This window comes from Aquimarina litoralis (genome assembly GCF_039523995.1).
Lineage (GTDB): Bacteria > Bacteroidota > Bacteroidia > Flavobacteriales > Flavobacteriaceae > Aquimarina > Aquimarina litoralis.
Genome location: NZ_BAAAGE010000004.1, coordinates 286,626 through 313,366, shown reverse-complemented (window position 1 = coordinate 313,366; position 26,741 = coordinate 286,626). Strand labels below are relative to the sequence as shown.

Below are 26,741 nucleotides of genomic sequence, written 5' to 3'. Positions count from 1 at the left end.
CTGTTTAGTTTTATTACTTTTTATTTTATCGTATTAATTTTTTCATAGGATGCCATTACTCCTTTAATTACCGAGGAACTAAGCCCTTGGTGTTCCATTTCATTCAATCCTTCTATAGTGCATCCTTGTGGGGTTGTCACCTTATCTATTTCCCGTTCAGGATGTGTTCCATTTTCTGCTACTAAGGTGGCTGCTCCAATAGCGGTCTGCACAGCAATAATCTGAGCTTCATGAGGGTGAAATCCCATTTGGATACCTCCTTGTATCATGGCTCTCAAGAATCTTAAGAAGAATGCAATACCACTGGCTCCTAATACCGTTGCTGCTTGCATTAACCGTTCTTCGATCACCAAGGTTTCTCCTATCGTATCAAACATCTTTTCGACCATTGATAATTCTTCTTTCACATCTTCATTAGCCGCTATACAGGTCATTGATAGTTTTTTTGCCGCTCCTGTATTCGGCATTACTCTCACAACCTTGTTATTAGGGACTACCTCATTTATCTCTTCTATAGATGTACCTGTTACGGTAGATATTAATATCTGATCTGTTGTTACTTCATCTTTAATCTCCTGAAGAACTGCATCTAATTGTCTGGGCTGCACACATAAGATAACCCACTTTACGTCTCTTATAGAAGTTAAAATATCTTGTGATGTAGATACACCCAAATTTGTTTCTACCTCTTTTAAATTATACTTCGATTTATCAACAACGGTAATATTCTTTGCTTCGAATAAATCACTACTGGCTAAACCCGATATAATCGATTTACCTAAGTTACCTCCTCCTATGATTGTTATTTTGTTCATTTTAAAACGCGCTTGCTTTTAATTCTAGTCCTGTTTTTTCTTCTATTCCCAGCATCAAGTTCATATTGTGAATTGCCTGACCAGAAGCTCCTTTAATCAAATTATCAATTACAGAAGTGATCAGTAGCATTCCATCTTTTTTACTAAGATGAAGAATACACTTATTGGTATTCACTACTTGTTTTAAATAAATTTCCTTCTCGGAAACCACTGTAAATTTGGAATCTTTGTAATAGGTTTTATATAACTCTACTGCCTCTTCTTCGGAACCATCATACTGTGTATATAAAGTTGCATAAATGCCTTTACTAAAATTTCCTCTATTCGGAATAAAGAAAATGGGAGTATTAAAATTGTTTTGCAATTGTTGAATACTCTGATTGATCTCATCGAGATGCTGATGCGTAAACACTTTATAACTCGAAAAGTTATTATCTCTCCAACTAAAATGCGTAGTCCCACCAGGCATTACTCCTGCTCCTGTACTTCCCGTAGTTGCATTAATATGTACGGCATCTTGTATTCTATTAGAAGATGCTAATGGTAATAATGCCAATTGAATTGCTGTAGCAAAACACCCTGGATTTGCAATATTCTGAGCCGACTTAATCTTATTCTTTTGTAGCTCTGGTAATCCATAAACGAACTCTCTTCTATCAAATACATGATCTTTTTCTAATCTAAAATCATTTCCTAAATCAATAATTTTAGTATGATTAGAAAAGGTGTGTTCTTCTAAAAAAGCTCTTGATCGTCCGTGTCCCAAACATAAAAACAAAACATCTATATTAGGATTTACAGTATCCGTAAATGCTAGATCAATATCTCCTAAAACATCCACATGTTGATCACTAATAGACACTCCAGCATTGGTTGTACTATACACAAAATCTAGCACTACATTTGGATGATGAATTAATAACCTAATTAATTCTCCTGCTGTGTATCCAGATCCTCCTATGATTCCAACTTTTATCATGATTCTGTAGGATTTACATTATGATATATTTTATTTGCATTTCCATAAATCTTGATAAAACCTTTAGCATCATCTGAAGTCCATGAATTATTCATTTCTCCATATTGACCAAAATCTGATTTCATCATATCAAAAGGAGATGCAATTCCTTCTAATAAAAAGTGATAAGGTTTCAGTTTTACAGTTACATTTCCTGTGACTGATTTTTGAGAATCTTCTAAGAAAACTTCAATATTTCTCATCACGGGATCTAGATAGTTACCTTCATGTAATAGCATTCCATACCAATTAGCTAACTGTTCTTTCCAATATTGTTGCCATTTAGTAAGTACATGCTTTTCTAGTAAATGATGCGCTTTTATGATCACCAGTGGCGCAGCAGCTTCAAATCCAACTCTTCCTTTGATTCCAATAATCGTATCACCCACATGAATATCCCTACCAATCGCAAAAGCACTCGCTAATTCCTCTAATTTTTGAATATTTTTTACTGGTGTATCTTTAATACCATCGAGACCTACAAGTTCTCCTTTTTCAAAATTTAAAGTGATTGTTTCTTCTTTATCCTTTGTTAGCTGACTAGGATATGCAGCTTCTGGAAGTGGATCATGAGATGTTAACGTTTCTTTACCTCCTACACTCGTTCCCCAAATACCTTTGTTAATGGAATACTGTGCTTTTTCCCAACTATAGTGTACATTATGCTTTTTAAGAAATTCCACTTCCTCTTGTCTGGATAATTTTAAATCTCTGATGGGTGTTATGATTTCAATTTCTGGGGCAAGTGTTTGAAAAATAACATCAAATCTTATCTGATCGTTTCCAGCTCCAGTACTTCCATGAGCAATATATTTAGCTCCTACTTTTTTCGCATAATTGATTACTTCGATAGCTTGAAAAATTCTTTCGGCACTGACTGACAAAGGATACGTATTATTTTTTAAGACATTCCCAAAAATTAGATACTTAATGGCTTTCTGATAAAACTCATTTAGAATAGTCTTATTTACATGTGATGTACTTCCTAGTTCATACGCTCTCTGCTCTGTTTGAGTTAATTCTTCTTCAGAGAAACCTCCAGTATTTACCAAAATCGTATGCACTTCTAAATTCTTTTCATGAATTAGATACTTTACGCAATATGAAGTATCTAAACCTCCGCTGTACGCTACTACTACTTTTTCCATAACAATAATTGTTTATTGCTTGTTAGCATTGTTTGTTTTATTTTTTTTAATCTTTTAAGTACTTTTTTATCGTACCATTTCTCTTTTTTCTTTACTTTATTCGCAGGATCGTATAACATACCCGTACACAGACACATTTTATGTTCCTTTGATTTAAGAATCTCATAATTTGTACATGTCATACATCCTGTCCAAAACTTTGGATCATCAGTTAACTCCGAAAAAGTTACCGGTTTATATCCTAAATCAGAATTAATCTTCATAACTGCTAATCCCGTTGTAATTCCAAATACTTTGGAATGAGGATACTTCTTCAAAGAATAGTTAAATGTGAATTCTTTAATTCTTTTTGCCAATCCTTGATTTCTGTAATTAGGATGAACTATAAGACCTGAATGCGCAACATATTTTTCGTGTCCCCAAACCTCTATATAGCAGAACCCTGCAAATTTATCATCGCATAAAGCGATAATAGCATTCCCATTTATCATTTTTGTTTGTATATAGTCAGGCGTTCGCTTTGCGATACCAGTTCCTCTGACTTTTGCCGAGTCTGATATAACATCACAAATTTCTTGCGCAAAATGTAAATGTTTGTCTGTTGCTATGATAATTTCTATCTGTTTCATATTGTTATTTCTACTATCTGTCTTCTACCTCAGATATAGATATAATTAATCATAAATTATTAGTGTACGGGAGCTATGAATCCACAGTAAAATGAAACATAGACCAGTGTATGATTCTTAAAATTTCTTGATAATTCCAATGAAAACTAAATATAGGTATAACCGTACTGGAGTTAGTACAAATTCATCTTCGATACTATTATTTACTAAAATGGAATCTGGAAGGAAGCAGGACGCACCTACTTCTAAATGAATTTAAACCCCCAAGGGGCGACGAAAGCGGCGCACTCTACATGCAGTAGTAACAGATATGTTCTGAGATTGAACTTTCACTTTTTTCGAAATATTTTTTGCCGTTTTCATAATAGTAACTCTAAATCGTCGGCCTAAGCCCCTTTCGTTAACTAGATTATACAATATTACGTAAAATAGTTTTGATGAAGAAAAATAAAAATCAAAATCGCTAAAAATTACGACATCTGCAAAATTTGATTCTCAATAAATAACTTGTGTTAAAAAAAAGATCAAAAAATTACATTTTACTCATTTTAAACACTTTATTCACAACACAACTTACTTTTTAATATATTAACTCCATATTATTGCATAAATATTATTGTAAGGCGAATTTATAAGGAAAATAGTAGTCTTTTCTAATAATCACTTGGGGTTACAAGTATCGATTATATAATACGAAAAGCATTTAGAATGAATATTCGACGAAAAAACAATGCTTTTTTTACAGTTTCATAATATTTTTAACATATAAATTTTGTGATAATAAAAAAAAACTATACTTTTGGTTAACCAGATTGGTCAACCAGTTAAAATCAAAACCAGTATATGAGTATTAAAACAGAAAAAGAATCGGACGTTTCATCCAATTCTAAGAAAGGTTCTGAAGAGATAATTATCTCTAAAATAAGAGAACTAATTGTTTCTAAGCAACTCGAACCAGGAGATAAGCTTCCTGCAGAACGAGTGCTGGCTGAGCAACTTGGTGTAAGCAGAAATCAACTACGACAAGCTATTCAAAGATTAGAATTCTATGGACTTGTTAAAAAGTACCCTCAGAGTGGAACTAGAGTATCTAATATAGGAGTAACTGCATTAAACGGAATGATGACGGATATTTTGCAATTACAAGAACCCGACTTTAAATCTCTGGTAGAAACTAGATTGATACTAGAGACTCATGCTGTTCGATTAGCTGCTACCAGAAGATCCGATGAACATTTAAAGCAAATCCTTGCTGCCCATGAAGCTTATAGTGAAAAAGCTGTAAATGGGTTAAGCGCAGTAGAAGAAGATTTAATGTTTCATCTAAAACTATCTGAAGCTAGTGGTAATAGCGTAATCAATTCTTTAATGCTTGTTATTACACCGGAAATAATAACACATTTTGTTGCCAACAAAGTCTGTAATAAAGATGAAAATTATCTACTCATTAGAGAACATCAAGCTATCATAGATGCCATCGTAGATAAAGACCCAGATCGAGCTGTTGCTAAACTAGAGGAACACTTTAAAGATCTATATAAATATTGCTATGATTAATACTTAACAATACTAAAAAAACAATTTTAACACCAGTCAAATTATGTGATATAAAACTAAAAAAAGGGACAGCTACCACACTAATCCCTTAATTTTCAAACTTTACTTGGTCTAAGAAGTAAAATTATAACTATAATTACTTATAGATAGATTAAAACAAAGATACTAAAAATAGATAAATGCTAATTAGTATATCATTTTTAATGCTTTGTTCGGTGATAAGTAATTACAAAATTGGGGTTTCCTTTTACTCATTGATGACCAATTATTGATTTAAAAGAAAGCATTAAAAAAACAAAACTAATTACTTATGTATTTCAAAAAGATCATAACAATCATCCTGATTGTTCTATATCATAGTACAATGCTTGCTCAAGAGAGCATTACCCTTGAGGGAACGGTCACTTCACTAGAAGATGGAATTCCAATTCCTGGAGTTAACGTATTAATAATTGAATCAAATACAGGAACTACTACTGATTTTGATGGGAATTACCAGATAAAAGTTAATAAAGGGGACATTCTTTCCTTTTCCTTTACAGGAAAAAAAACAGTTACCATAGTTGTTGAAAACCAAACGAGACTTGATGTTTCGCTCGAAGAAGAAGCTTCAGAACTGGAACAAGTAGTAGTAATCGGTTATGGAGTCCAGAAAAAATCTAGTTTAACTGCCTCCGTAGCGAAATTAGAAAATACGAACTTAGATGAACTTCCTTATTCGGATGTATCAAATAGTATAAAAGGTAAAATTGCTGGAGTTCAGATCAGAAATACCTCAGGAAATGTTGGAGAAGAAGAGGAAATCATTATTAGAGGTATTGGATCTATCAGTCTTAGTTCTGCTCCATTAGTAGTGGTTGATGGTTTTGCATTTGATGACGGATTACAATTTATTAATCCTAGTACTATTGAATCAATTGAAGTTCTTAAAGATGCGAGTTCTACTGCAATTTATGGATCTAGAGGAGCTAATGGTGTTATCTTGGTAACCACTAAGCAAGGAAAAGCACAAAAAACTTCATATGAATTTAAAACACTTACCGGTTTCAAACAAGCTGCCTTAGAAATTGATTTATTAGACGCGATAGAATATTCGGATTTAGATAGAGATAGAGATCAACAAGTAGAAAATTTTATTGCAGCTCGAGATGGTAGAGATCCTGTTTTAATTAACTATGTAGGTACTGAAGTAGGTAAAAGAACAATTGCTGAAAATATTGGTGGTCCTACTAATTGGGCTGATGAAGCCTTAAGAAGTGCTGCACGAATAAGTAATTATTCATTGAATGTTTATGGCGGTGGTACAAATACGAATTATTTAATTTCTGGTAATTACATCCTAGATGAAGGATTGAGAAGAGACAACGATCTAGAACGATTAAATGTTTCTGCTAGAATAAAATCTAAATTAACAGATAAGCTGAGTATTGATTTAAAAATAAATCCCTCGTACACATTAACTAGAAGATCTGCTATTAACTTTACGGATGTTGGTCGATATGAGTCTTGGATTCCTGTAAGACACAATCAATATACGTCTGATTTAACAGGTGAACCTGTAGGGAGTTTTGCACATGCTATTCACTTCACCAACTTAAATTTTGATTTTATTGATCGTAATACTGGACAAACTCAAAATACTGGGAACTTAGAGAATCTTTGGTCTTCAGGAAACTTTAACCCTATTTCTAGACAAGAATCAGCGAGAAGAAACCGCTTCGAATACAGGATGCTAGCTAATGGTTCTGTTAAATGGAAAATTGCTAGAGGACTTACATTTCAATCTTCAATTGGAGGATATGTGAGATATAGAACAGCTGAAGAATTCTTTTCGTCTGTAGGTGATCGAGACGGTGAAACAGAAGGTATATTAGCAGATCAATTGACCGTAAAATACATTAATGAAAATACTATAACCTATAATAGAGATTTTAATGGCCATGATATTGGTTTATTAGCAGGTATCACCTATGAAAATACTGCTGAACGTCTTACAGATATAACGGTATTTAATTTTGATGATGAAAACATTACTACACTTAATGGAGGATCTATAATAGATCTAAGTCAAACCCAAACATTGAAAGATGAAACTATTTTATCTTCATATTTAGCTAGAATAAATTATGCCTATAAAGATCGTTACTTGCTTTCTTTAGCAGGTAGAGCTGATGGTTTTAATAAGTTTGGTAAAAATAACAAATATGGTTTTTTCCCTTCCGTTTCTGTGGGTTGGAATGTAGCCAATGAAAACTTCTGGAGAAACAGCATAGGAAATACTGTAAATAACTTAAAACTAAGATCCAGTTGGGGTATTAGTGGTGCAGCTCCTCCTCTATTCGATTTCTTAGCGCAAACCTTAGTAGACTTTGGAAATTACAGTTTAGGTAATGGCGGTGGAGTTACTACCGGGCAAGGAGAAATTGGTATATTACAAGGAAACCCAGATATTACATGGGAGACCAATACAGAATTTAATAATGGTATTGATATTGGATTATTTAGTGGATCTCTTAATATTACTGCAGATTACTATTATAAGTTATCAGAAAAATTACTATTAAGACAACAGATATCTAATGCTACTGGTTTTGACGAGCAATGGAACAATATCGGTAAAATAGAAAACAAAGGTTGGGAACTTGATATTTCTACTAATATTGGAAGAGGAAAACTAAAATGGACATCTAGCGCAAACATTTCCGTAAATGAAAACAAATTAATTTCATTCGGTGGATCTGAACAAGTTATTACTAATGGAGAACGTACAGACCAATATCTTACTCGAGTGGGAGATCCTTATATTCAATTTTTTGGATTTAAGACTGATGGAATTTTTAATACCCAAGAAGAACTAGATAATAGCCCTACTGGTAATGCCGATGTGGTAGGTGGTCTTAAGAGAGTCGATGTTAATGGTGATGGAGTAATTGATGCAGATGACAGAACAGTTATTGGTGATCCTTTCCCAGATTTCATATATGGATTTACAAATAACATTACTTACGGTAATCTCGATCTAAACTTTTCTTTCCAAGGATCTCAAGGAGGTGAAGTTGTATGGGGAGAAGCTTTCTATAATGAAATACAGCGATATAGTAGAGTTTATGCTGAAGGCCAATTCTTTAATGAAAATATTGATGCTACTAATCCTGGAATAAGAACTGGAATTGAATATTTATCAACAGATTTCGCTGTTCAAGATGCTTCTTACATTTCTTTAAGAGAAGTTGTATTGGGATATTCTATTCCTAATTCAGCTATACAAAAAATAGGTTTAGAAAAAATGAGAATCTATTTCTCTGGACAAAATTTATGGTATAGTTCTGCGAATAATTATTTAGGAAATAACCCAGAAGGTAATACTGACCGAAATAATGTGCTAATAAGAGGATATCAGAGAGGTGTAACACCAATACAAAGACAATTTGCAATGGGTGTGGATATAAACTTTTAATAAAGTAATTTTTAAATCAATTTACAAGTATAAAATTATTTAATAATTGATTTTTAAAATAATAGATATACAATGAAACATATTTTAAAATTCCGAAATAAAAACGTAAGTCCTAAGATTTACTTACTGTTTGCTATCACATTCTTTATGTTATCTTGTGATTTAGAGGAAGAAGTGATTTCTTTTAGAACAGACTCTAATTTCTACGCTAATCAGGAAGAACTAAATAGAGGTGTAATCGCAACTTATTCAGGGCTTTATGAGGTTCTTGCAGTAGAATGGAGCGTCACCGAACAACGAAGTGACAATACCTTTACTGATCCTGATGCTTCTCCTGAATCTAATTTTCAAAACTTCACTCTTGATAGATTTCAAGTAGAAACAAATAACACATTAAACCAAGAATATTACGCCGCTTGTTATAAGGCAATCGCTTTAGCCAATAGAATTATTGCAAACTTAGATGTTGCAGCAGATGAAAATTTGCGAAACCAATATGAGGGAGAAGCTAAATTTATAAGAGCTTTATTACATTTCAACCTTACCCGATTATATGGTAGTATTATTATTTCTGATCAAATTGTTATTGGAGAAGAAGGACAACAATTAGCTAGACAGGCACAAACAGAGGTATATGACTTTATCATCCAAGATTTATTAGACGCTGTATCTCTTTTACCAGAGTCTTATGATGCATCAGATTTTGGAAGAGCTACTAGTATTGCTGCAAGAACTATATTAGGTAAAGTTTATCTAACTGCCCCAGAAAAAGACGTAGAAGCAGCTATTACACAATTAGAGTACGTAAGGGATCAAAGTGATCGAGATTTGGTTAGTAGTTACGACCTATTATTTGATGAGAATAATGAAGTAAACGAAGAAGTTATATTTTCCGTTCGTTATGAAACAGGTTTGGTTGGTTTAGGTTCTATATTCCCTAATCTATTCGCACCTGTTCGTAGTACCGGATCTATATTAGGAGTATTTGGAGACGGAGATGGTCGTAATATTCCTTCACAAGATATGTCTGACGCCTATGAAACTGATGATGTTAGAAAAGCAAGTTCTATGGCAGATGGATTTACTATAGAAAATGGTGATGGCCCAGAGGATGATGAATTTAGATTGGATAAATATGTACTAAAGTATAATCCTGCATCTGCATCCGCGGTAGAAGATGGACCCGTGGACTTTCCTGTAACAAGATATGCCGATGTACTCTTAATGTTATCAGAAGCTTATGTAGATGCTAGAGGAATTATGGAAGCACTAACAGAGTTAAATAAAGTTCGTGTACGTGCTGGATTAGCTCCTTTAACGGAATCAGACACTCCTTCTACATTTGCTTTTAGACTAGCATTAGAACAAGAACGTCGTGTAGAATTCGCATTCGAAAATCATAGACTATTTGACTTATTAAGAACTGGAAGAGCAATGACAGTATTAAATACGCATTTTAGTACAGAATTTGCATATAATGATCCAGATAATCCAGATCGTGGTGCTGGACCCATCTCAAGTTTTCAATTATTACTACCTATACCGCAAAGAGAGATTGATTTGAACCCTAATTTAGCTCAAAACATAGGTTATTAATGATGATAACTAAAAAACATACAATTACTACTATAATTTCTCTGCTACTGCTTTTTGTAGGGTTATCTAGTCTTGCTAACGAGATTAAAGTTGCTACTATAGATGAGTTTAATGAAGCCATTAAATCTGTAAATGCAGGTGATCGTATCATACTCAAAAATGGAGAATGGAAAGATGTAAAACTAGTGGTAAAAGGAATAGGAACCTCTGAAAACCCAATAACTATTGAAGCTGAAGAATCGGGCAAAGTTCTTATTACTGGTGATTCTAGCCTAAAAATGGCTGGAGAGCATCTAATAATCAAAGGACTTTGGTTTAAAAATGGATACTCCTCGGGTAAGTCAGTTATCTCCTTTAGAGTAAATTCAAAGGAATTTGCTAATCACTCTAGATTAACAGATTGTGCTATTACATATTTTAACCCTAGATCGAAATCTATTGATTATAAATGGATTAGTGTTTGGGGTAAAAACAATCGTGTAGATCACAATTATTTTACCGGTAAAACTCATTCTGGTACTACCCTAGTTGTTTGGTTAAAAGGTGAAAAACACATTGACAACAATCATAGAATTGATCATAACTATTTTGGAGAAAGACCTCCCTTAGGATTTAATGGTGGTGAAACTATCAGAATCGGAACTAGCAAAAATTCTTTGTTATCATCCAGAACAATTGTAGAAGACAATGTATTTGAAAAATGTAATGGAGAAGTAGAAATTATATCTAACAAATCCTGTCATAATGTATACAGAAATAATCTGTTCCTAGAAAGTGAAGGAGTTTTAACACTAAGACACGGTAATAGATGTTTAATCGAAAGTAATGTCTTTATCGGGAATCAAAAACCACATACCGGAGGAATTCGAGTGATTAATGCAGGACATATGATTAGAAATAATCTAATGATGAATTTAACTGGCGATGGTTTTAGAGGTCCCATTGTAGTAATGAATGGAGTCCCAAACAGTCCTGCTAATCGTTATCATCAAGTTAAGGATGTAAGTATTGTAAATAATACGATTATTAATTGTTCTCCTATTCAATTCTGCGCTGGTAAAGATGACGAAAGATCATTAGCGCCAGAAAACACGGTTTTTGCGAACAATTTAATTTTCAATACCAACAACGGAAAAGTAGCTTCTGTTTATGATGCTTTAGACGGATTCAAGTTTTATGGAAATATTTTGGATACTAAAGACAATTTCGATAAAAAGGGCTTTACTAAAGCAAAGGTAAATTGGGATACTTTAGATAACATTCTTTATATACCTAAAGTGGAAAACGAAGCACTTATAAAGAATTCTAAAGTTGAAGGTAAACCAACTAGATTGGATATTACTGGAACTAAAAGAACAACATTTGTTGCTGGTGCATTTAACTTGGGGAATAAAAAATACCCAAAAGCACTGCTATTAAAAAGTGGAACTTCATGGGACTCTAAAGTAACTCCTCAAAAAACAGAAGTCATTGCAGAAGTTATCCAAGCAGAACCGGGTATTGGGACATTGCGTAAAGCATTAAAAAAAGCACCAGATGGAAGTATTCTGAAACTAAAATCAGGAACATACACTCTAGAAAAAGGTATAAAAATATCAAATAGTGTTACCATACAAGGAAGCGCAAAAGAACCAAAACCAATTTTAAAGATACAAGAAGGTTTAGAAAAAAAACCTACCTATTTCTTTAGAGTAGAAGGTGGAAAATCTTTAAGAATAGATAACATTGAGATAAACGCTACATCGAATATGCCAATAAAATATGCAGTAGTTTCTCCTGACAAAGGAATTTCCGATCCTTACTCGGTATTTATTAATAACTGTCACATTAAAGGTTTCAAAAACAAAAATGGTGGTAGTATTTTTAAAGGATACAAAGGAACTTTTGCCGATTCTATAAGTATCGTTAATTCAAGAATTGAAAATGCCTACAGAGGTATCAACCTAGGTGAAGAAAAAGATAATTTAGGCAGATATAGTGCTCAAGTAGTTATCATAAAAAACACAATTTTTAAAGATATCGATCAATGGGCCCTAAATTATTTCCGAGGTGGTAACGATGAATCTACTCTAGGAGGTAAACTTCTTATTGATAATTCTGTATTTAGTAATGTAGGAAATATTGAAAAAGGAACGGTCTTAAGAACTAAAGGGATTGTTACCGTAGCTATTAAAAATTCAGTATTCGAAAAAAGCTATAAAGTAATAAACCCCGTAAGCTTAAAAGGAAATAAAAATGTGATTACTAACTGTGTCATTTTTGATTGCGGAACGGTAAAAGCAACAAAAGGAGCATCTGCAAAAGATGTATTCTATAAAAACCCGAAATGGGAAGACAAAGAAAACTTCATTCCAAGTGAGAAGTCTCCTTTAATTAAGGCACAGACTATCGGACTGAAATGGGAAATTAAAAAATAAAATTAACACCAAAGAATTATGAAAAATTATGAAGCATCTTTTAAGAGAATATTGGCAGGTCTGCTAGTTTTCTGTTTAATGTTGATATTCGTTATATCCTCATCTTGTGATGCGGATGTAGAAGTAGATCAAACTGTGGAAGAAATTGAGTCTGCAACTCCAATAATTACAGGTTTTTCTCCGACAAGTGTTAATGTTACCGAAACTATTCTTGTAGAAGGAGAATTTCTTCAATTCGTAGATAGAGCTTTTATAGGAGACGTAGAAACGGAAATTGCTAGTAGAGTTAGTGATACTCAAATTCTATTAAGAGTTTCCCTAGATGCACCTTCAACAGGAAATATAATGCTTATCAATGATCTAGCAAGACAAGGACAAGATAATTTAGAATTCACTGCGACCTCTACCGATGTAGTAAGCGTAAATTTTCCAACACCATCTATCACAACGACTTTAGCCACAGAAGCTACTGCAAACGATGTACTTGTCATTGAAGGAAACGCTGTAAATTTAATAACTGCGATTACTTTTGGTGATGTCGAAGCAACTATCGCTTTCCAAAGTGAAGATGCCATTGCTATAATAGTGCCAAACCCAGGAACACTAGATTCTGTTGAAGTTACTTTCTCATATAATAGTAGTAACGGGATTATTACAGAATCATTAAGTCCTGCATTTTTGGTAAACATCCCTACTCCAGAGGCAAGTGCTACTCCGAGAATAATGACTAGAGACAATACAGTAATTATAAAAGGTAGTAATATGGAATTTACTAATTCGGTTACGGTGAATAGTATTGAAGTAGAAATTACAAAGAAAGAAGAAAGCGAATTAAACTTTATGGTTCCTCCGGAGATACCAACAGGTATTGCTGAAGTAGTTATTACAGATACTGAAGATCGTCAAACAATATTTAATATCCCTTATATCAATGGTGAATATGTAGAAATGTTTGATATGGATAGTACTCCTATTGATTTTTGGAATTTAAGAACAGATAGGGATGATACTGTAACACACGAAGAAGTAACTGATCCATTAGAACAACCTATTTTTAGAATAAATGGAGGAACTGAAACATTTCCTTTCGGTAACAGCTATTATCGTGTTAATTACATCCAGCGAAGCAGTAGTGGGCTATCAGAAGGTAGTGTAGATGAAGTTGTAAATCCAGAAGAACTTGACAAACTTGCAAACATGTATGATGGCAATAATTTTAATGGTACCCCTGTATTACACTTTTTTATGAGAACTAATGAAAAGGCTTCAATGCGTTTTCATATGGGTAATAGTGATAGAAGAGAAATTACGAGTAATTTCAGAAATACAAATGGAGAATGGTTATTAATCGCTGTAGAATTAAATAATCCTATAGACAACAGGTTTATTATTGGTGGAAATCCCGCTGATATCCAGTTTAGATTAACCCCTACCTCATCATCTTCTGTTCCAGAAATAAAGAGTGGAGAATATGACTGGTTTATTATTACTGATAAAGTGCTTACAGAATTTGGAGCGGTAAACTGGACTGATACAAATTCTACTACAAACTTCTGGAATGCCCAATAGACAATAAACTTTTTATATAATATTAATAATGATCCTATCACCTTCACATATTATACGGTTAAGGTTAGACATTCTTTGTCTAGCCCTAACCCTATGCATCCTCAATTTTAGCTGTAAATCAGAACTAAAAACAGATGCTAAAGCTGAAGTAAAAACAGAAACTAAAAATCAAAAACCCGTACTTTCTTTATCTAATTCGGAAGCCAATGAAATAAAAGAATTATTAAACTCAAATGAGATTTTAAATAATTCATTTGAAGAACAAAAAACAAAGGCTGATAAAGCAATCGTAAATGGAATAGAAGTTCCCGTACCAAAAGATCCAGGCGGTGGTTATTCTCATGAAAAACACAAGCGCAATTATGGAGAAATGTATGCCGCAGGAATTGCATATATGATTACTCGAGACAGCAAGTATTCTGAGTTTGTTACCAATATGTTGCTTGCTTATGCAGATATGTATCCTCAGTTACCATTGCATCCAAAAAGAAAAGAAAATCATCCTGCCGGAAAGTTATTTTGGCAAGGACTAAACGAAAGTGTATGGTTAGTTAATACTATTCAAGCTTACAATTTGGTAAGTGATGCTATTTCTCCAGAAGATAAAAAAACAATAGAAAACAATGTCTTCAGAAAAGTAGCTGAATTTATAAGTGTAGATTCCAAAAAAACCTTTAATAAAATTCATAATCATGGAACCTGGGCAGTAGCGGGCGTAGGTATGACGGGATATGTTCTCAAAGACCAGGATATGGTAGACCGTGCTCTGTACGGAAGTAATAAGGACAAGAAAACCGGTTTTCTTAAACAAATAGACATGCTTTTTTCTCCAGAAGGATATTATTCTGAAGGACCTTATTATCAGAGATACGCTATGATGCCCTTTATGCTTTTCGGGCAAGCTATCCAACGCAACCAACCTGATCTTAAAATCTTCGAATACCGAGATCAATTATTAGGCAAAGCTGTAACCACAGTATTGCAACTTACTGATGAAAATGGCGCTTTTTTCCCTTTTAATGATGCATTAAAAGAAAAAAACTATTTAACCAGTGAATTGATATTCGCCAGCAATATTGCTTATGCCTACTATAATGATAGTTCGCTACTGCCTATTACCCATGAGCATAATAAAGTAAGTATATCTGGGGCAGGGCTTTCTGTTGCAAAAGCACTTCAGAATTTCAATGCTAGAGAATATGAAAAAAAATCACTACTTATTACGGACGGTAAAGATGGAAATGATGGTGGATTAGCATTGTTGCGTATGCCAAACTTACAACGTAATGAAAAGCTTACTACGGTCTTTAAGTTTGCATCGCAAGGTATGGGACATGGACATTTTGATCGACTTTCATTATTCCTTTATGATGGCAAACAAGAAATCATTCAAGATTATGGTGCTGCAAGATTCTTAAATGTAGAATCTAAGCAAGGAGGTCGCTATTTACCAGAAAACAAAACTTGGGCAAAACAAACAATCGCTCATAATACGGTTACTGTAGATGAAACATCGCAATTTGGAGCAAATGTTAAAGCTTCCAGCGAGGTAAGTCCTAAACTATTATTTTCTAATGTAAGAAATAAAGATCTTCAAATTGTTAGTGCTAAAGAAGAAAACGCATATGATGACATAGCTATGCAAAGAACAATTGCTTTAGTAGAAGGTAAGAATTCAGAACAACCTCCTTTTGTAATCGATGTGTATCGAATCTCTTCTGCTAACAAGCATCAATATGATCTTAATTTTATGTATCAAGGACATTTAATGGAAACTAATTTTGAGTATCTCAAAGCAAATACATTATCACCACTTGGCACAAAAAACGGATATCAACATTTATGGAAACTTGCTGAAGGTAAAAGTGATCATAACCTAGCCACATTTACCTGGCTTAATAAGAACCGCTTCTACTCTATCTCGAGTCTTGTTTCTGAGGATAGTAAAATGGTTTTTTCCATATTAGGAGCTAACGATCCCGAATTTAATCTCAGAAATGATGCTTCCTATATGTTGCGCGAAAATGATAAAAAAGACCATGTTTTCGTAAATATTATTGAGCCGCACGGAAATTTTGACCCCAAGTTAGAATCTGTTCAGAATCCGCATTCTCGTGTTAAACACATTCAATTATTATTTTCAGATGAAAACTATACCATAGTAAAAGCAATATTCAATAATAATGAAAACTATACGCTAGCAATAGTGAATAACAATCACGATCCACACAAAAAACATACAGTAACCGTTGAAGATCAAGAATTTCAATGGACAGGAAATTATAATTTAAAAACCAACTAAACAATGAGCTATTCTAAAATAAAAAGCGAAGTATTTTTTGTAACAAAAGACAAACCTTGGGAGCAAGCAGCAGAAGGAATTACACGTCAGATGATTGGGTATGATGTAAACATCATGATGGTAAAAGTAGCATTCGAAAAAGGAGCTATAGGATACATCCACGACCATTTTCATTCACAAACTACCTACGTGGAATCAGGAAGTTTTGAAGTGACAATTGGAGATGAGAAGAAAATATTAAATGCAGGAGATGGTTTTTTCATCCCTCCTAATGTTTCTCATGGAGCAGTTTGTTTAGAAGCTGGAGTATTAATTGATGTTTTCAGCCCAATAAGAGAAGACTTTTTAGAAATTGACTTCAAAAAGAAATAATTGATGAAAAAGGTACAAGGATTACGCTGGTGGGTTATAGGTTTGATTGCCTTAGCAGCAGTTATCAACTACATAGACAGACAAGCTTTCTCTGTTTTATGGGAAACTGAAGGTGGTATTGCCGATGAGCTTTATCCTGATTTGGACCAAGAAGGACGCAAAAAAGTATATGGTGATATTGGTTTTTATTTCATTATCGCCTATGCATTAGGACAAGCGCTATTTGGAAGAATTTTTGATAAAGTTGGTACCCGATTAGGTTTTGCCATTTCTATCGGTTTTTGGTCATTAGCCACTGGTTTACATGCTATAGTGAGAGGTTTTTTAGGCTTCACTTTAGTAAGAATGTTATTAGGATTGTCAGAAGCTGGTAATTGGCCTGGAGCAGCAAAAGGAAATGCTGAATGGTTCCCCACAAATGAAAGAGCAGTTGCTCAAGGAATCTTTAACTTTGGAGCGTCTTTTGGAGCGTTAATCTCCATCCCTCTTATAGGACTTTTAGCACAACAATTACATTGGCAATTTGTCTTTTTAATTATTGCTATTCTAGGATTTGTTTGGCTAATTCCTTGGTTTGTTTATGTAAAAACCTCGCCAAAAAAACACCCTTGGATAACTAATAAAGAAAAAAAATTAATTATCGATGGACAAAAGAATGAATCAAATTCTAGTGAAGGTACAGAAGAGAAGAGTTTAAGTTACGGCAAGCTTTTAAAAAACAAACAGAGCTGGGGAGTTATTATAGCCTCAGCAGCTATTGACCCAATTTGGTGGATTTTTGTAATCTGGATACCTAATTATTTGGTTAATGTTTTTGAAATGGATATCGCAGGAATCACCAAATTAGGTTGGGTTCCTTTCCTTGGAGCCATGATAGGAGCTTGGTTTGGTGGATTAATAGCTAAATCATTTTTTGCTAAAGGCTGGAGTACCAACAAAGTTAGAAAAACAACTATAGCTATTGGATGTGCTATTATGCTTCCAGCTTTACTCTCTCTAAGTAATCCTGGTAGCCCACTAATTGCTGTACTCATTATGGCAGTTATTCTATTTGGTTTTCAAACTGCAATTGGTAATATCCAGACACTACCAAGTGATTTATACAACGGAAAATCGGTAGGAACTTTATCTGGCTTAGCAGGAATGTCTGCAAAATTCGCAGCAGCAGTTTTAACATGGTACATCGGAAATAAATTACCAATAGACAAATACTCCTTTGTATTTCTGATCGGAGCTGCACTCGTAGCCATCGTAGTTTTTTCTGTATGGGTGCTTATACCAAAAGTTGAACCAGTAAAGGTAAAGGGCTAATTAATAAGAATTAAAATTAATCAACATAAATAAAATTTAAAAAATGAGTTTAAAAGAAAAAGTTGCTGTAGTAACAGGTGCAACTGGTGGAATAGGTTTTGCAGTTGCAGAAAGATTAGGAAAAGATGGATATACCGTGATTTTAAATGGTATCGAAGATGAAAAAGGAGCTGAAAGAGTTAAAGAACTTACAGCACAAGGAATCACTGCAGAATATTATGGATTTGATGTCACTAATGAAGAAGCTGTTACATCAAATATTACTGCGATCGGTGAGAAATATGGTAAAATAGACGTATTAGTAAATAACGCTGGTGGACTAGGTGGTAGATCTAGATTTGAAGAAATGACCACAGAGTTTTACAGATTCGTAATGGCATTAAATCTTGATTCTACATTTTTTGCATCAAGAGCTGCCATCCCATTTCTCAAAAAAGCAGAAGGATCTTCTATTATCAACTATACATCCAATGCTGGATGGACTGCTGGAGGACCAGGAGCAGGAATTTATGGAACTTCTAAAGCTGCAGTTCATGCAATTACAAGAGGATTAGCAAAGGATTTAGCCGAGTATGGAATTAGAGTTAATGCAGTATCCCCTGGTACAATTGACACTGATTTCCATAAACAAATTAAATCTACTAAACCTGAAGTTTTTAAGTCTTGGGCAAACAATATAATGCTAGGAAGACTAGGACAACCAGAAGATGTAGCTTCTGTTGTTTCGTTCTTAGCAAGTGATAGTGCAGCGTTTATAACTGCCGAGACTATCCAAATCGGAGGTGGACAAGCACTAGGTATTTAATAACATCCTGAAAAATATAAAATGAAAAAAGTAGTAACCTTTGGAGAAGTTTTAATGCGTATTGCTCCTTTGGGAAACAGAAAATTAAAACAATCTAACCAATTAGAATACTACTTTGGTGGAACCGAAGCCAATGTCGCCATTTCCCTGGCACAGTTCGGAAATAATACTAAACATATCACTGCAGTATCCAATGATTTTGTTGGTGACGCAGTAAAGAGCTACTTGCAGAAACTGGGAGTAGATACTGGTTTGATTATTGACTCGTATCATCCTCTGGGACTTTATTTCCTGGAGGTTGGTGCGGTCATGAGATCAAGTACGATTGCATATAATCGTTCTAATTCTGCTTTCTGTCATATTGATCCAGATGCTATTAATTGGGAAAAAGCTCTTGAAGATTGTGATTGGTTTCATTGGACAGGTATTACTCCTGCCCTTTCCTTAAATGCATACAAAGCTTTGCAAAAAGGATTAGAGATTGCTAACCAAAAAGGAATTACCATTTCCGCAGATCCAGCTTATCGCAGTGGACTTTGGAATTATGGGCACAAGGCAAAAGATATTCTTAATCAATTAGTAGAATTATCAAACGTATTCATTGGCGGACCTAATGAAATTAATGAATTACTAGATACCAGTTTTTCCTACGAAAATGAAGATTTTATCCAAGCAAGCAAGCTTCTTATCCAAAAGTATCCGAATATAAAAGGTGTTTTTGATAAAACAAGAGTATCCCTAAATGCTAGTTGGCATAAAATTAAAGCGCGCCTATGGAATGGTGTCGATTTTTATGAAACTAATGAACTAGAAATAACTCATGTTGTTGATAGAATCGGAACAGGTGATGCTTATGCTGCAGGATTAATTCATGGTCTAATGCATTATGATAATCAAAAAGCTTTACAATTTGCCAACGCTGCTTGTGCTTTAAAGCACACTATAGAAGGAGATGCAAATCTGGTTTCAGAAGCCGAAGTATTACATATAATTGAAGGAAACTTATCAGGACGTATAAAAAGATAATATGGCAGATTATACACGAATCGAAGTAGCGCAAATAACAAAGGATACAGGTATAGTACCTTTATTCTATCATGAAGATATTAATATTGTAAAACAAGTTATCAAAGCTTGTTATGATGGAGGTGCACGTGTTTTTGAATTTACAAATAGAGGTGATCATGCTCAAGATATCTTCGGCGAAGTTGCCAAATGGATACAAAAAGAACTACCTGGTATGGTTTTAGGTGTTGGATCTATTGTAGATCCTGGCACCACTTCTTTATTCATTCAAAAAGGAGCTAACTTTATTGTTTCTCCAATCTTAAATAAAGAAATAGCCAAAGTCTGTAATCGCAGAAAAGTTGCATGGCTACCTGGATGTGCCACTCTTACAGAAATTAACTATGCTGAAGAACTGGGAGCAGAAATCGTAAAAATATTTCCCGCTGCTCAAATCGGAGGAGCCGATTTTGTAAAAAGTATAAAAGCTCCATGTCCATGGACTAGTATTATGCCAAGTGGTGGTGTAACTCCAGAAAAAGAAAATTTAACCGATTGGTTTAATGCTGGAGTACATTGTGTTGGTATGGGATCTAAACTAATCGCAAAAGATAAGAATGGAAACCTAGATTATGACAAGATCACAGAGCTTACTAAAAACTCAATAAACATTGTAAAAGACCTACGAAATCACATCTAGCAACCTCAATTTTGACATTATAACTAAACCCTCTTTCAAAATATCAAATTAATACAAAAACAATTAAATTAAATAATTTTTCACAAAAATTGTCTTAAATAAAAATAATCTATATATTTGGTTAACCAATTTGGTTGACCAAATAAAGTCTCACTAATTTTCAAACGAAATAATTATGAAAAAAGCAATACTATTATTAACATGTTTAGGAAGTTTTTGCGTAGCGCAAGCTCAAACATATGATAACAGCACTTATTTTATTAATGAAATAGTTGCTAGTCCGCCGAACTCCTCTTCTACTCTAGTAAACCATACAGATAATAGCAATATAGCTGATCACAAGTTTGATGCTGATGACACCTTTGAATATTTTGAATTCAGAGGAACACCAAATGCTGTTATTGATGATGGTGTTTATTTTATAGTTGTAGATGGTGATGGAGATGATAGCGATGTGGGAAATAATATTGGAAAAGTAAGAGATGCTATAAACTTAAGTGGCCTATCTTTTGGAAGCAACGGAATACTAGCTATTGTTGCAAATATGACGTTTGAAACAGGTTCTGTTGATCAAAATGGAGTTAATATAGAAGGTACAAAAATGATCAATCCATATGCGGATGCTTTGGCTGCATCTGGAGCTAATGTTATAACGGTAGAACTAGAAGGCACACCAGTCTGGAATGATGAATTAGATCCTATGGATGGAAGTTTAGATACCTTAAATAATTTCACAAGCGTAACAGCGGTAACTAACTCCATTGGATATGATGGAACTATAAACGATCAGAGTAGTACGTATATGTTAATTAAATCAACTACTGGATCCCCTAAGGATTTAATTATCGACACAGATGAAAATGGAATAATTGATGATTCAACAGCTGCACCTGGCGCTGATCATTTATCATGGACAATTTATGATTCAGTTAGTATTCTTGATGATGACGATATTACTTCTCCAGAAGTTGGAGAATTTGCCTATGGTCAAATCATTTTTGTTGAATTACTTACAGAAAACGATGCTTTATTAAACTATGATAACAATTTATCAACTGTGGTTACTCTTGAACAATATCCAATGTATATAGCTAGATTTAACGGAACAACAGGTTATGTCGGAGGTACGGACTGGATGGCAGGACGTCTAAACTCTAACTCATTTCCAGAATGGCAAATTAGTACAACCGAAGCAAGAAACATTCCCATAGAATTAACAGGAACAACTGTTCCATTAAGTACTTATGGTGAACCCAATATATCACTTAATACGTTATCTGTAACAGAACAAGAATTGACTGATGATATTTCTTTCTATCCTAATCCTACTTCAAATGTAATTAACATAAATTCTAAAAACGATATTATACAATCTTTAGAAGTTGTGGATGTTACAGGACAAATTTTATTGGACAAAAAAGAAAACTTAGATGTTGTTGATCTAACACCTTTTGCTGCTGGTTTGTACTATCTAAACATATACGGTGATGGTGCAAAAATCACCAAAGCAATCGTAAAAAAATAAGAACACATAAAATCAAAATAATGGTTTGATTTTAAATTTGAGTTTACTACTATCTTTTGATATCCCCGCATTTTTGTGGGGATATCATTATTAAAATCAATAACTTAACGCCCCGTAATCAATGAAACATTTTATTTTTATTTTTGGTTTAATTGTAAGTTATAGTACAACCGCCCAGGTAACGTTAGATGCTAACGGCCCTGGAAATACATATGAACTCATTAATAGTGTTCTTGCACCTACTAGCGGAAACGTGATTGAAGCTCCAGGAATTACAGGAAGTACTTGCGATAACCATTCTACCTATGTCGGTACGGATGGAAATCGTCATATTGATGAGCTATTTGATTCTGATTTAGGAATTAATGTTTTTAGGTTTATTCTTCATGTAGATGAAGATATTGATCGTGACAAATGTAATACTACCGATAGACAACGTAATGAAATCAAAACATACGCCCCATCACCTGATAATCTAAAAGGTACATTAGGAGAAACAGTACAATACAAATGGAAGTTTAAAATCGATGCTAATTTTCAGCCCTCTAGTAGTTTTACCCATTTTCATCAATTAAAATCAGTTGGTGCTGATGCTGCAGAAGAAAGTCAACCACTAATCACTCTAACTGCAAGGAAAGCAAGTGAAGATCGATTAGAGCTAAGATACGCACCTACAACATCGCAATCTACACTAACAACAGTAAATCTTTCATTACTAAAAGGAAATTGGGTAGAAGTAATTGAAACGGTTACTTATGGAGAAACAGGGAACTCCACCTATAACATTATTATTACCAATATTGATAGCGGTGCAGAAATTCTAAACTACTCTTCTTCTAATTTAAGAATGTGGAAAACAAATGCAGATTTTATACGACCTAAATGGGGTATTTATAGAAGTTTAAATTCTGCTTCGGATCTAAGAGATGAAGAAGTGTTATACGCTAACTTTTCCATTACCGAAAATCCGACTTTATCAATACCAACTGTCTCTGAAAAAAAATTATTTGATGTATTCCCAAATCCAGCAGACTCCACTTTAAATATTAATTTTTTAGAAAACATTGGTAATTATGAAATAGTAATCACTAACCAAGCTGGACAATTAGTTCGTAAAAGTGGAATATTAAAAACTGATACACTTGATATCACTGCTCTTTCAAATGGACTCTACTTTATTAAACTAATAGATTATAAAACCAATACCTTTTCTGTGGAGAAAATTGTAAAAATGAACTAATCTCAAATTCAACATGCGATCAATTGTTATTCTATCCATCTTTTTCCTGTATGCTACCTCATATGCTCAAGTTTCACTTAGTGCTGATGGACCTGGAGACACCTATCAACTTATTACTGCTAAATTAGCTCCTGGTTACAACCCTATTGAAGCACCTGGAATAAAAAAGGGTGATTGTGATAACCATTCTAGTTTTAATGACACTCATATAAGTGAGGTTTTTAGTAAAGAATTACAGAAACATGTATTTAAATTTGTAATACATGTAGCAGAAGATAATGATCGCTGCAAAAAGTTCGATCGACAACGTAACGAAATTAAGAGTTATAAATCTTCTCCTGATCATCTAAAAGGAATACAGGGAGAAACAGTGGAATACAGATGGAAATTTAAACTGGATAAAGGTTTTCAACCTTCTAAGAGATTTACTCACTTACATCAACTAAAAGCTGTAGGAGGATTGGATAAAGATATGCCTCTTATTACATTAACTGCCAGAAAAGGAAGTGTTGATCGTTTAGAATTACGATATTCCTCTGGTTTGGTTCAAAACACCCTAACCAAGGTAAATTTAGATGAGCTGAAAGGTAATTGGGTAGATGTAATCGAAACAGTAACTTATAACGAAAAAGGAAAAGCTAAATTTTCTATAATCATTAAGAATCTAAAAACAGGTAAAACCATATTAGCGTATAAAAACAATGATCTAAAAATGTGGAAAACAGAAGCCGACTTCATCAGACCTAAATGGGGGATCTATAGGAGTCTAAAAAATTCACAAGATCTTAGAGATGAAGAAATATTATTCGCTGACTTTGTAATCACAGAATTATAATTCTAAAAAACAGAGCATTACCTTCATAAAACTTTACACAAAAATAAATAGCTCGACTAATCTTATACATTACAGATCAAAAACTCTACTTAGGTTAAAACCAAAGAAAAAGTCTCCATCACCCCAATCACCAGAAGCCTGACCTAAGAACCCATTTTCAAACATTGGTTGTGCATTTGTAAAATGTAATTGAAATACGTGACCACCAGTTTCTATATCTACACCAATAGACAGTGGATTTTTAAAAGCAGAGCTACTACTTCTGTTTAAATGATATCCATAATCTACATTTAAGCTAAATCGTTTTGTAAGTTTATAACGACCACCAACACCCATAATAAATTGAGAATTATCCTGATCATCAAATCTTACAAAATTTTCATGAAGATAAGAAGGCGCAAGTTCTAGAGATAACCTTTTTCCAAATTTCCTAGCGATCAAAACTTGAGAAACATAAGACAATCTGTTATTAAATTCTAATTTTGGTAACTGATCTTTTTCTAAACCAGTATTTATAGTTAACAAATTATATCCCACGATTGTCAATGGAAATCCATTTTTCTTTTGTCTAAATAATCTATACTTTATATGACCTCCGTATGTTTTCTGAAATGAACTTCGAGCAATTCCAATATTCACAGCATCAGAGATACCATAAATAAACTTTAATTGAGTAACCGCTTGATCTAGTCCAAAGAAATCATCAATTCCGTTTTCTACACTACCGAATCGATGCGCAACAATAAAAAATAAATTTCTCTTATTAACTAATTTTGTAGATTCAAAATTGACAATTTTTAACCCTTTAAAAGTAGAAGAAACATAATTATCCTCTTGTATATCAGACTCCAATTCATTCAACAAATCATCCTGGGCTAATAGAGTATAAGGGAATAGTAATAAAATTAAAATGAGTTTTTTCATTAAGACGATATTATAATAAGAATAAGTGTTTTTACTATTTTACAATGGATGCCTGATCAAGTTTTACGACTTCTAATAGTTCATCATACCCAATACACCTTCCTTTTACAGAATATACTGAATTTAGATTAGCATTAGAGATATTATGATTCGTATCAAAAGTACAATAGGTAGCATTTGCAAGCATTAAAGAATTTGATTCTATTTCGGTTAGCTCTCCTTTTACAATAATTGTTTTGTTCAAATATTTCTTTGACGCTTGTTCCATATCATCAGAAAACTCTTTTACCAAACTAATTGCCTCTAATTCAAACGAAGCTTTTTCTTCTTCGATATTTCTATGAGATTGATAAAGATATTTGTATCCTAAAAACCCTCCTATAGCCAAAATGACTAAAACTATTATCAGCTTTTTCATAATGAATTATAATGCTTAAGTTGTTTTAAAAGTATGAAAATTATCCTCCGAATGAAACATATTTTTGCATATGAATGAAATTTGATCTAATTTCTACCGTCTAAAACTTTATATAAAACTCGCTTATGAAAGTATATTTTCTTAAATTCTTTATCTTTTGTACATTAATTCTACATATAAGTTGCGAGAATGATAGCGAAGATGATTTAGTGGATGTAACACCACCTGTTACTCTAGTTACTTATGAATCTAACGTGAAATCTATTATTGACACAAATTGTATTGCGTGTCATAATGATCCTCCTATTAATTTTGCTCCAATGCCTTTGTTAAATTTCACACAAGTAAAAGAAGCAGTAGATAATCGAAACTTATTGGATAGAGTATCTTCTGAAGATATTAGTTTTTTGATGCCTGCAGGTGGACCAAGACTGCCCCAAGCAACTATTGATATCATTTTACAGTGGAATTCAGACGGTTTATTGGAAGAATAGAAACTATAAAAACACATACCCATGAAAAATATTTTACTTTTTTTACTTATAATAATTTCCGGATCCACCTTTTCTCAGGGAAAATTCATAACCAAAAAAGGTGTCATCAATTTTGAAGCTTCTGTTCCCTCTTTCGAAGAAGTTAAGGCAACAAATTCTACGGTCACAGCTATATTAAATACCGATAATGGTGAAATTGCGGCATTAGCTCTAATAAAAGGCTTTAGATTTAAAAACGCCCTTATGGAAGAACATTTTAATGAAAATTATATCGAATCCGATGATTATCCTAAAGCTACCTTCAAAGGGAAATTGGTTGATTTCGATAAAAACAATATCCAAAAAGAATACATCATTAAGGGAACATTATCGTTGCACGGAAAATCGAAAGAAATCGAGACAAAAGGTACACTAACAAAAAATGACAATAATATTTCCATTTCATCAACATTTATAACACAACCAGAAGATTTCAATATTAAAATACCTAGTATCGTTAGCAAAAAAATTGCAGATGATATCTCGGTATCCTTAAATTTTAATTTGATAAAAAAATAGTTAATTCACTACATTAATATCCCCATAGCATTTCTTATCTATTTTT

The 26,741-nt window shown here is 33.4% G+C and carries 22 protein-coding genes; 16 read left to right on the top strand and 6 right to left on the bottom strand.

Annotation, left to right across the window (positions count from 1 at the left end):
* Positions 1 to 20 precede the first annotated feature (20 nt).
* The 4 genes from proC to ABD077_RS20345 are packed head-to-tail and all read right to left on the bottom strand — an operon-like array spanning position 21 to position 3,610.
* Positions 21 to 815 carry a pyrroline-5-carboxylate reductase gene (gene proC / locus ABD077_RS20360; RefSeq protein WP_343914068.1) on the bottom strand — a complete coding sequence of 265 codons (795 nt, stop codon included), beginning with the start codon at positions 813 to 815 and terminating at the stop codon, positions 21 to 23.
* 1 nt (position 816) lies between these two features.
* Positions 817 to 1,794 (bottom strand): N-acetyl-gamma-glutamyl-phosphate reductase, encoded by a 978-nt coding sequence (gene argC / locus ABD077_RS20355; RefSeq protein WP_343914067.1) that lies wholly within the window; start codon positions 1,792 to 1,794, stop codon positions 817 to 819.
* Complete coding sequence (locus tag ABD077_RS20350; RefSeq protein WP_343914066.1) at positions 1,791 to 2,981, bottom strand: argininosuccinate synthase; 1,191 nt, start codon at positions 2,979 to 2,981, stop codon at positions 1,791 to 1,793. Before ABD077_RS20350 ends, argC begins: the two co-directional genes overlap by 4 nt.
* Positions 2,969 to 3,610, bottom strand: coding sequence for a GNAT family N-acetyltransferase (locus ABD077_RS20345; RefSeq protein ID WP_343914065.1), 642 nt, complete (start codon positions 3,608 to 3,610; stop codon positions 2,969 to 2,971). The genes ABD077_RS20350 and ABD077_RS20345 overlap by 13 nt, the downstream gene beginning before the upstream one ends.
* Positions 3,611 to 4,453: 843 nt before the next feature.
* Here ABD077_RS20345 and ABD077_RS20340 point away from each other — a divergent pair.
* The 14 genes from ABD077_RS20340 (at position 4,454) to ABD077_RS20275 (ending at position 24,301) form a co-directional block, all read left to right on the top strand.
* The gene (locus ABD077_RS20340; protein ID WP_299899430.1) at positions 4,454 to 5,167 is read left to right on the top strand and encodes a FadR/GntR family transcriptional regulator; all 714 of its coding nucleotides are present in this window, start codon (positions 4,454 to 4,456) and stop codon (positions 5,165 to 5,167) included.
* A gap of 310 nt (positions 5,168 to 5,477) precedes the next feature.
* Complete coding sequence (locus ABD077_RS20335; RefSeq protein ID WP_343914064.1) at positions 5,478 to 8,624, top strand: SusC/RagA family TonB-linked outer membrane protein; 3,147 nt, start codon at positions 5,478 to 5,480, stop codon at positions 8,622 to 8,624.
* A 72-nt stretch (positions 8,625 to 8,696) separates the two neighbouring features.
* Entirely contained in the window at positions 8,697 to 10,220 is a 1,524-nt protein-coding gene (locus ABD077_RS20330; protein WP_343914063.1) for a RagB/SusD family nutrient uptake outer membrane protein, read from the top strand.
* A complete protein-coding gene (locus ABD077_RS20325; RefSeq protein WP_343914062.1) occupies positions 10,220 to 12,637 on the top strand; it encodes a chondroitinase-B domain-containing protein in 2,418 nt (805 codons plus the stop codon). The genes ABD077_RS20330 and ABD077_RS20325 overlap by 1 nt, the downstream gene beginning before the upstream one ends.
* 18 nt (positions 12,638 to 12,655) lie before the next feature.
* Positions 12,656 to 14,206, top strand: coding sequence for a hypothetical protein (locus ABD077_RS20320; RefSeq protein WP_343914061.1), 1,551 nt, complete (start codon positions 12,656 to 12,658; stop codon positions 14,204 to 14,206).
* Positions 14,207 to 14,234: 28 nt separating this feature from the next.
* A complete protein-coding gene (locus ABD077_RS20315) occupies positions 14,235 to 16,508 on the top strand; it encodes a heparinase II/III domain-containing protein (RefSeq protein WP_343914060.1) in 2,274 nt (757 codons plus the stop codon).
* A gap of 3 nt (positions 16,509 to 16,511) precedes the next feature.
* The gene (locus ABD077_RS20310; protein ID WP_219008159.1) at positions 16,512 to 16,880 is read left to right on the top strand and encodes a cupin domain-containing protein; all 369 of its coding nucleotides are present in this window, start codon (positions 16,512 to 16,514) and stop codon (positions 16,878 to 16,880) included.
* Between the two features lie 3 nt (positions 16,881 to 16,883).
* Complete coding sequence (locus ABD077_RS20305; RefSeq protein WP_343914059.1) at positions 16,884 to 18,191, top strand: MFS transporter; 1,308 nt, start codon at positions 16,884 to 16,886, stop codon at positions 18,189 to 18,191.
* Positions 18,192 to 18,234: 43 nt separating this feature from the next.
* Positions 18,235 to 18,996, top strand: a complete 762-nt coding sequence (locus tag ABD077_RS20300; RefSeq protein ID WP_299607521.1) for an SDR family NAD(P)-dependent oxidoreductase — start codon at positions 18,235 to 18,237, stop codon at positions 18,994 to 18,996.
* A 21-nt stretch (positions 18,997 to 19,017) separates the two neighbouring features.
* Positions 19,018 to 20,022 (top strand): sugar kinase, encoded by a 1,005-nt coding sequence (locus tag ABD077_RS20295; protein WP_343914058.1) that lies wholly within the window; start codon positions 19,018 to 19,020, stop codon positions 20,020 to 20,022.
* Between the two features lies 1 nt (position 20,023).
* Positions 20,024 to 20,701 (top strand): bifunctional 4-hydroxy-2-oxoglutarate aldolase/2-dehydro-3-deoxy-phosphogluconate aldolase, encoded by a 678-nt coding sequence (locus ABD077_RS20290; protein WP_343914057.1) that lies wholly within the window; start codon positions 20,024 to 20,026, stop codon positions 20,699 to 20,701.
* A gap of 175 nt (positions 20,702 to 20,876) precedes the next feature.
* Complete coding sequence (locus tag ABD077_RS20285) at positions 20,877 to 22,226, top strand: T9SS type A sorting domain-containing protein (protein ID WP_343914056.1); 1,350 nt, start codon at positions 20,877 to 20,879, stop codon at positions 22,224 to 22,226.
* A 121-nt stretch (positions 22,227 to 22,347) separates the two neighbouring features.
* Positions 22,348 to 23,466, top strand: coding sequence for a T9SS type A sorting domain-containing protein (locus ABD077_RS20280; protein WP_343914055.1), 1,119 nt, complete (start codon positions 22,348 to 22,350; stop codon positions 23,464 to 23,466).
* Between the two features lie 13 nt (positions 23,467 to 23,479).
* On the top strand, positions 23,480 to 24,301 hold the full coding sequence (locus ABD077_RS20275; protein WP_343914054.1) for a heparin lyase I family protein: 822 nt from the start codon (positions 23,480 to 23,482) through the stop codon (positions 24,299 to 24,301).
* A gap of 69 nt (positions 24,302 to 24,370) precedes the next feature.
* Here ABD077_RS20275 and ABD077_RS20270 read toward each other — a convergent pair whose 3' ends face one another.
* Positions 24,371 to 25,225 (bottom strand): DUF5777 family beta-barrel protein, encoded by an 855-nt coding sequence (locus ABD077_RS20270; protein WP_343914053.1) that lies wholly within the window; start codon positions 25,223 to 25,225, stop codon positions 24,371 to 24,373.
* A gap of 34 nt (positions 25,226 to 25,259) precedes the next feature.
* Positions 25,260 to 25,643 carry an OB-fold protein gene (locus ABD077_RS20265; RefSeq protein ID WP_343914052.1) on the bottom strand — a complete coding sequence of 128 codons (384 nt, stop codon included), beginning with the start codon at positions 25,641 to 25,643 and terminating at the stop codon, positions 25,260 to 25,262.
* Positions 25,644 to 25,768: 125 nt separating this feature from the next.
* Here ABD077_RS20265 and ABD077_RS20260 point away from each other — a divergent pair, with 125 nt between their 5' ends.
* Positions 25,769 to 26,137 (top strand): hypothetical protein, encoded by a 369-nt coding sequence (locus ABD077_RS20260; RefSeq protein ID WP_343914051.1) that lies wholly within the window; start codon positions 25,769 to 25,771, stop codon positions 26,135 to 26,137.
* Between the two features lie 21 nt (positions 26,138 to 26,158).
* Positions 26,159 to 26,695: a YceI family protein gene (locus ABD077_RS20255; protein WP_343914050.1), complete on the top strand. Its 537-nt coding sequence runs from the start codon at positions 26,159 to 26,161 to the stop codon at positions 26,693 to 26,695.
* Positions 26,696 to 26,741 lie beyond the last annotated feature (46 nt).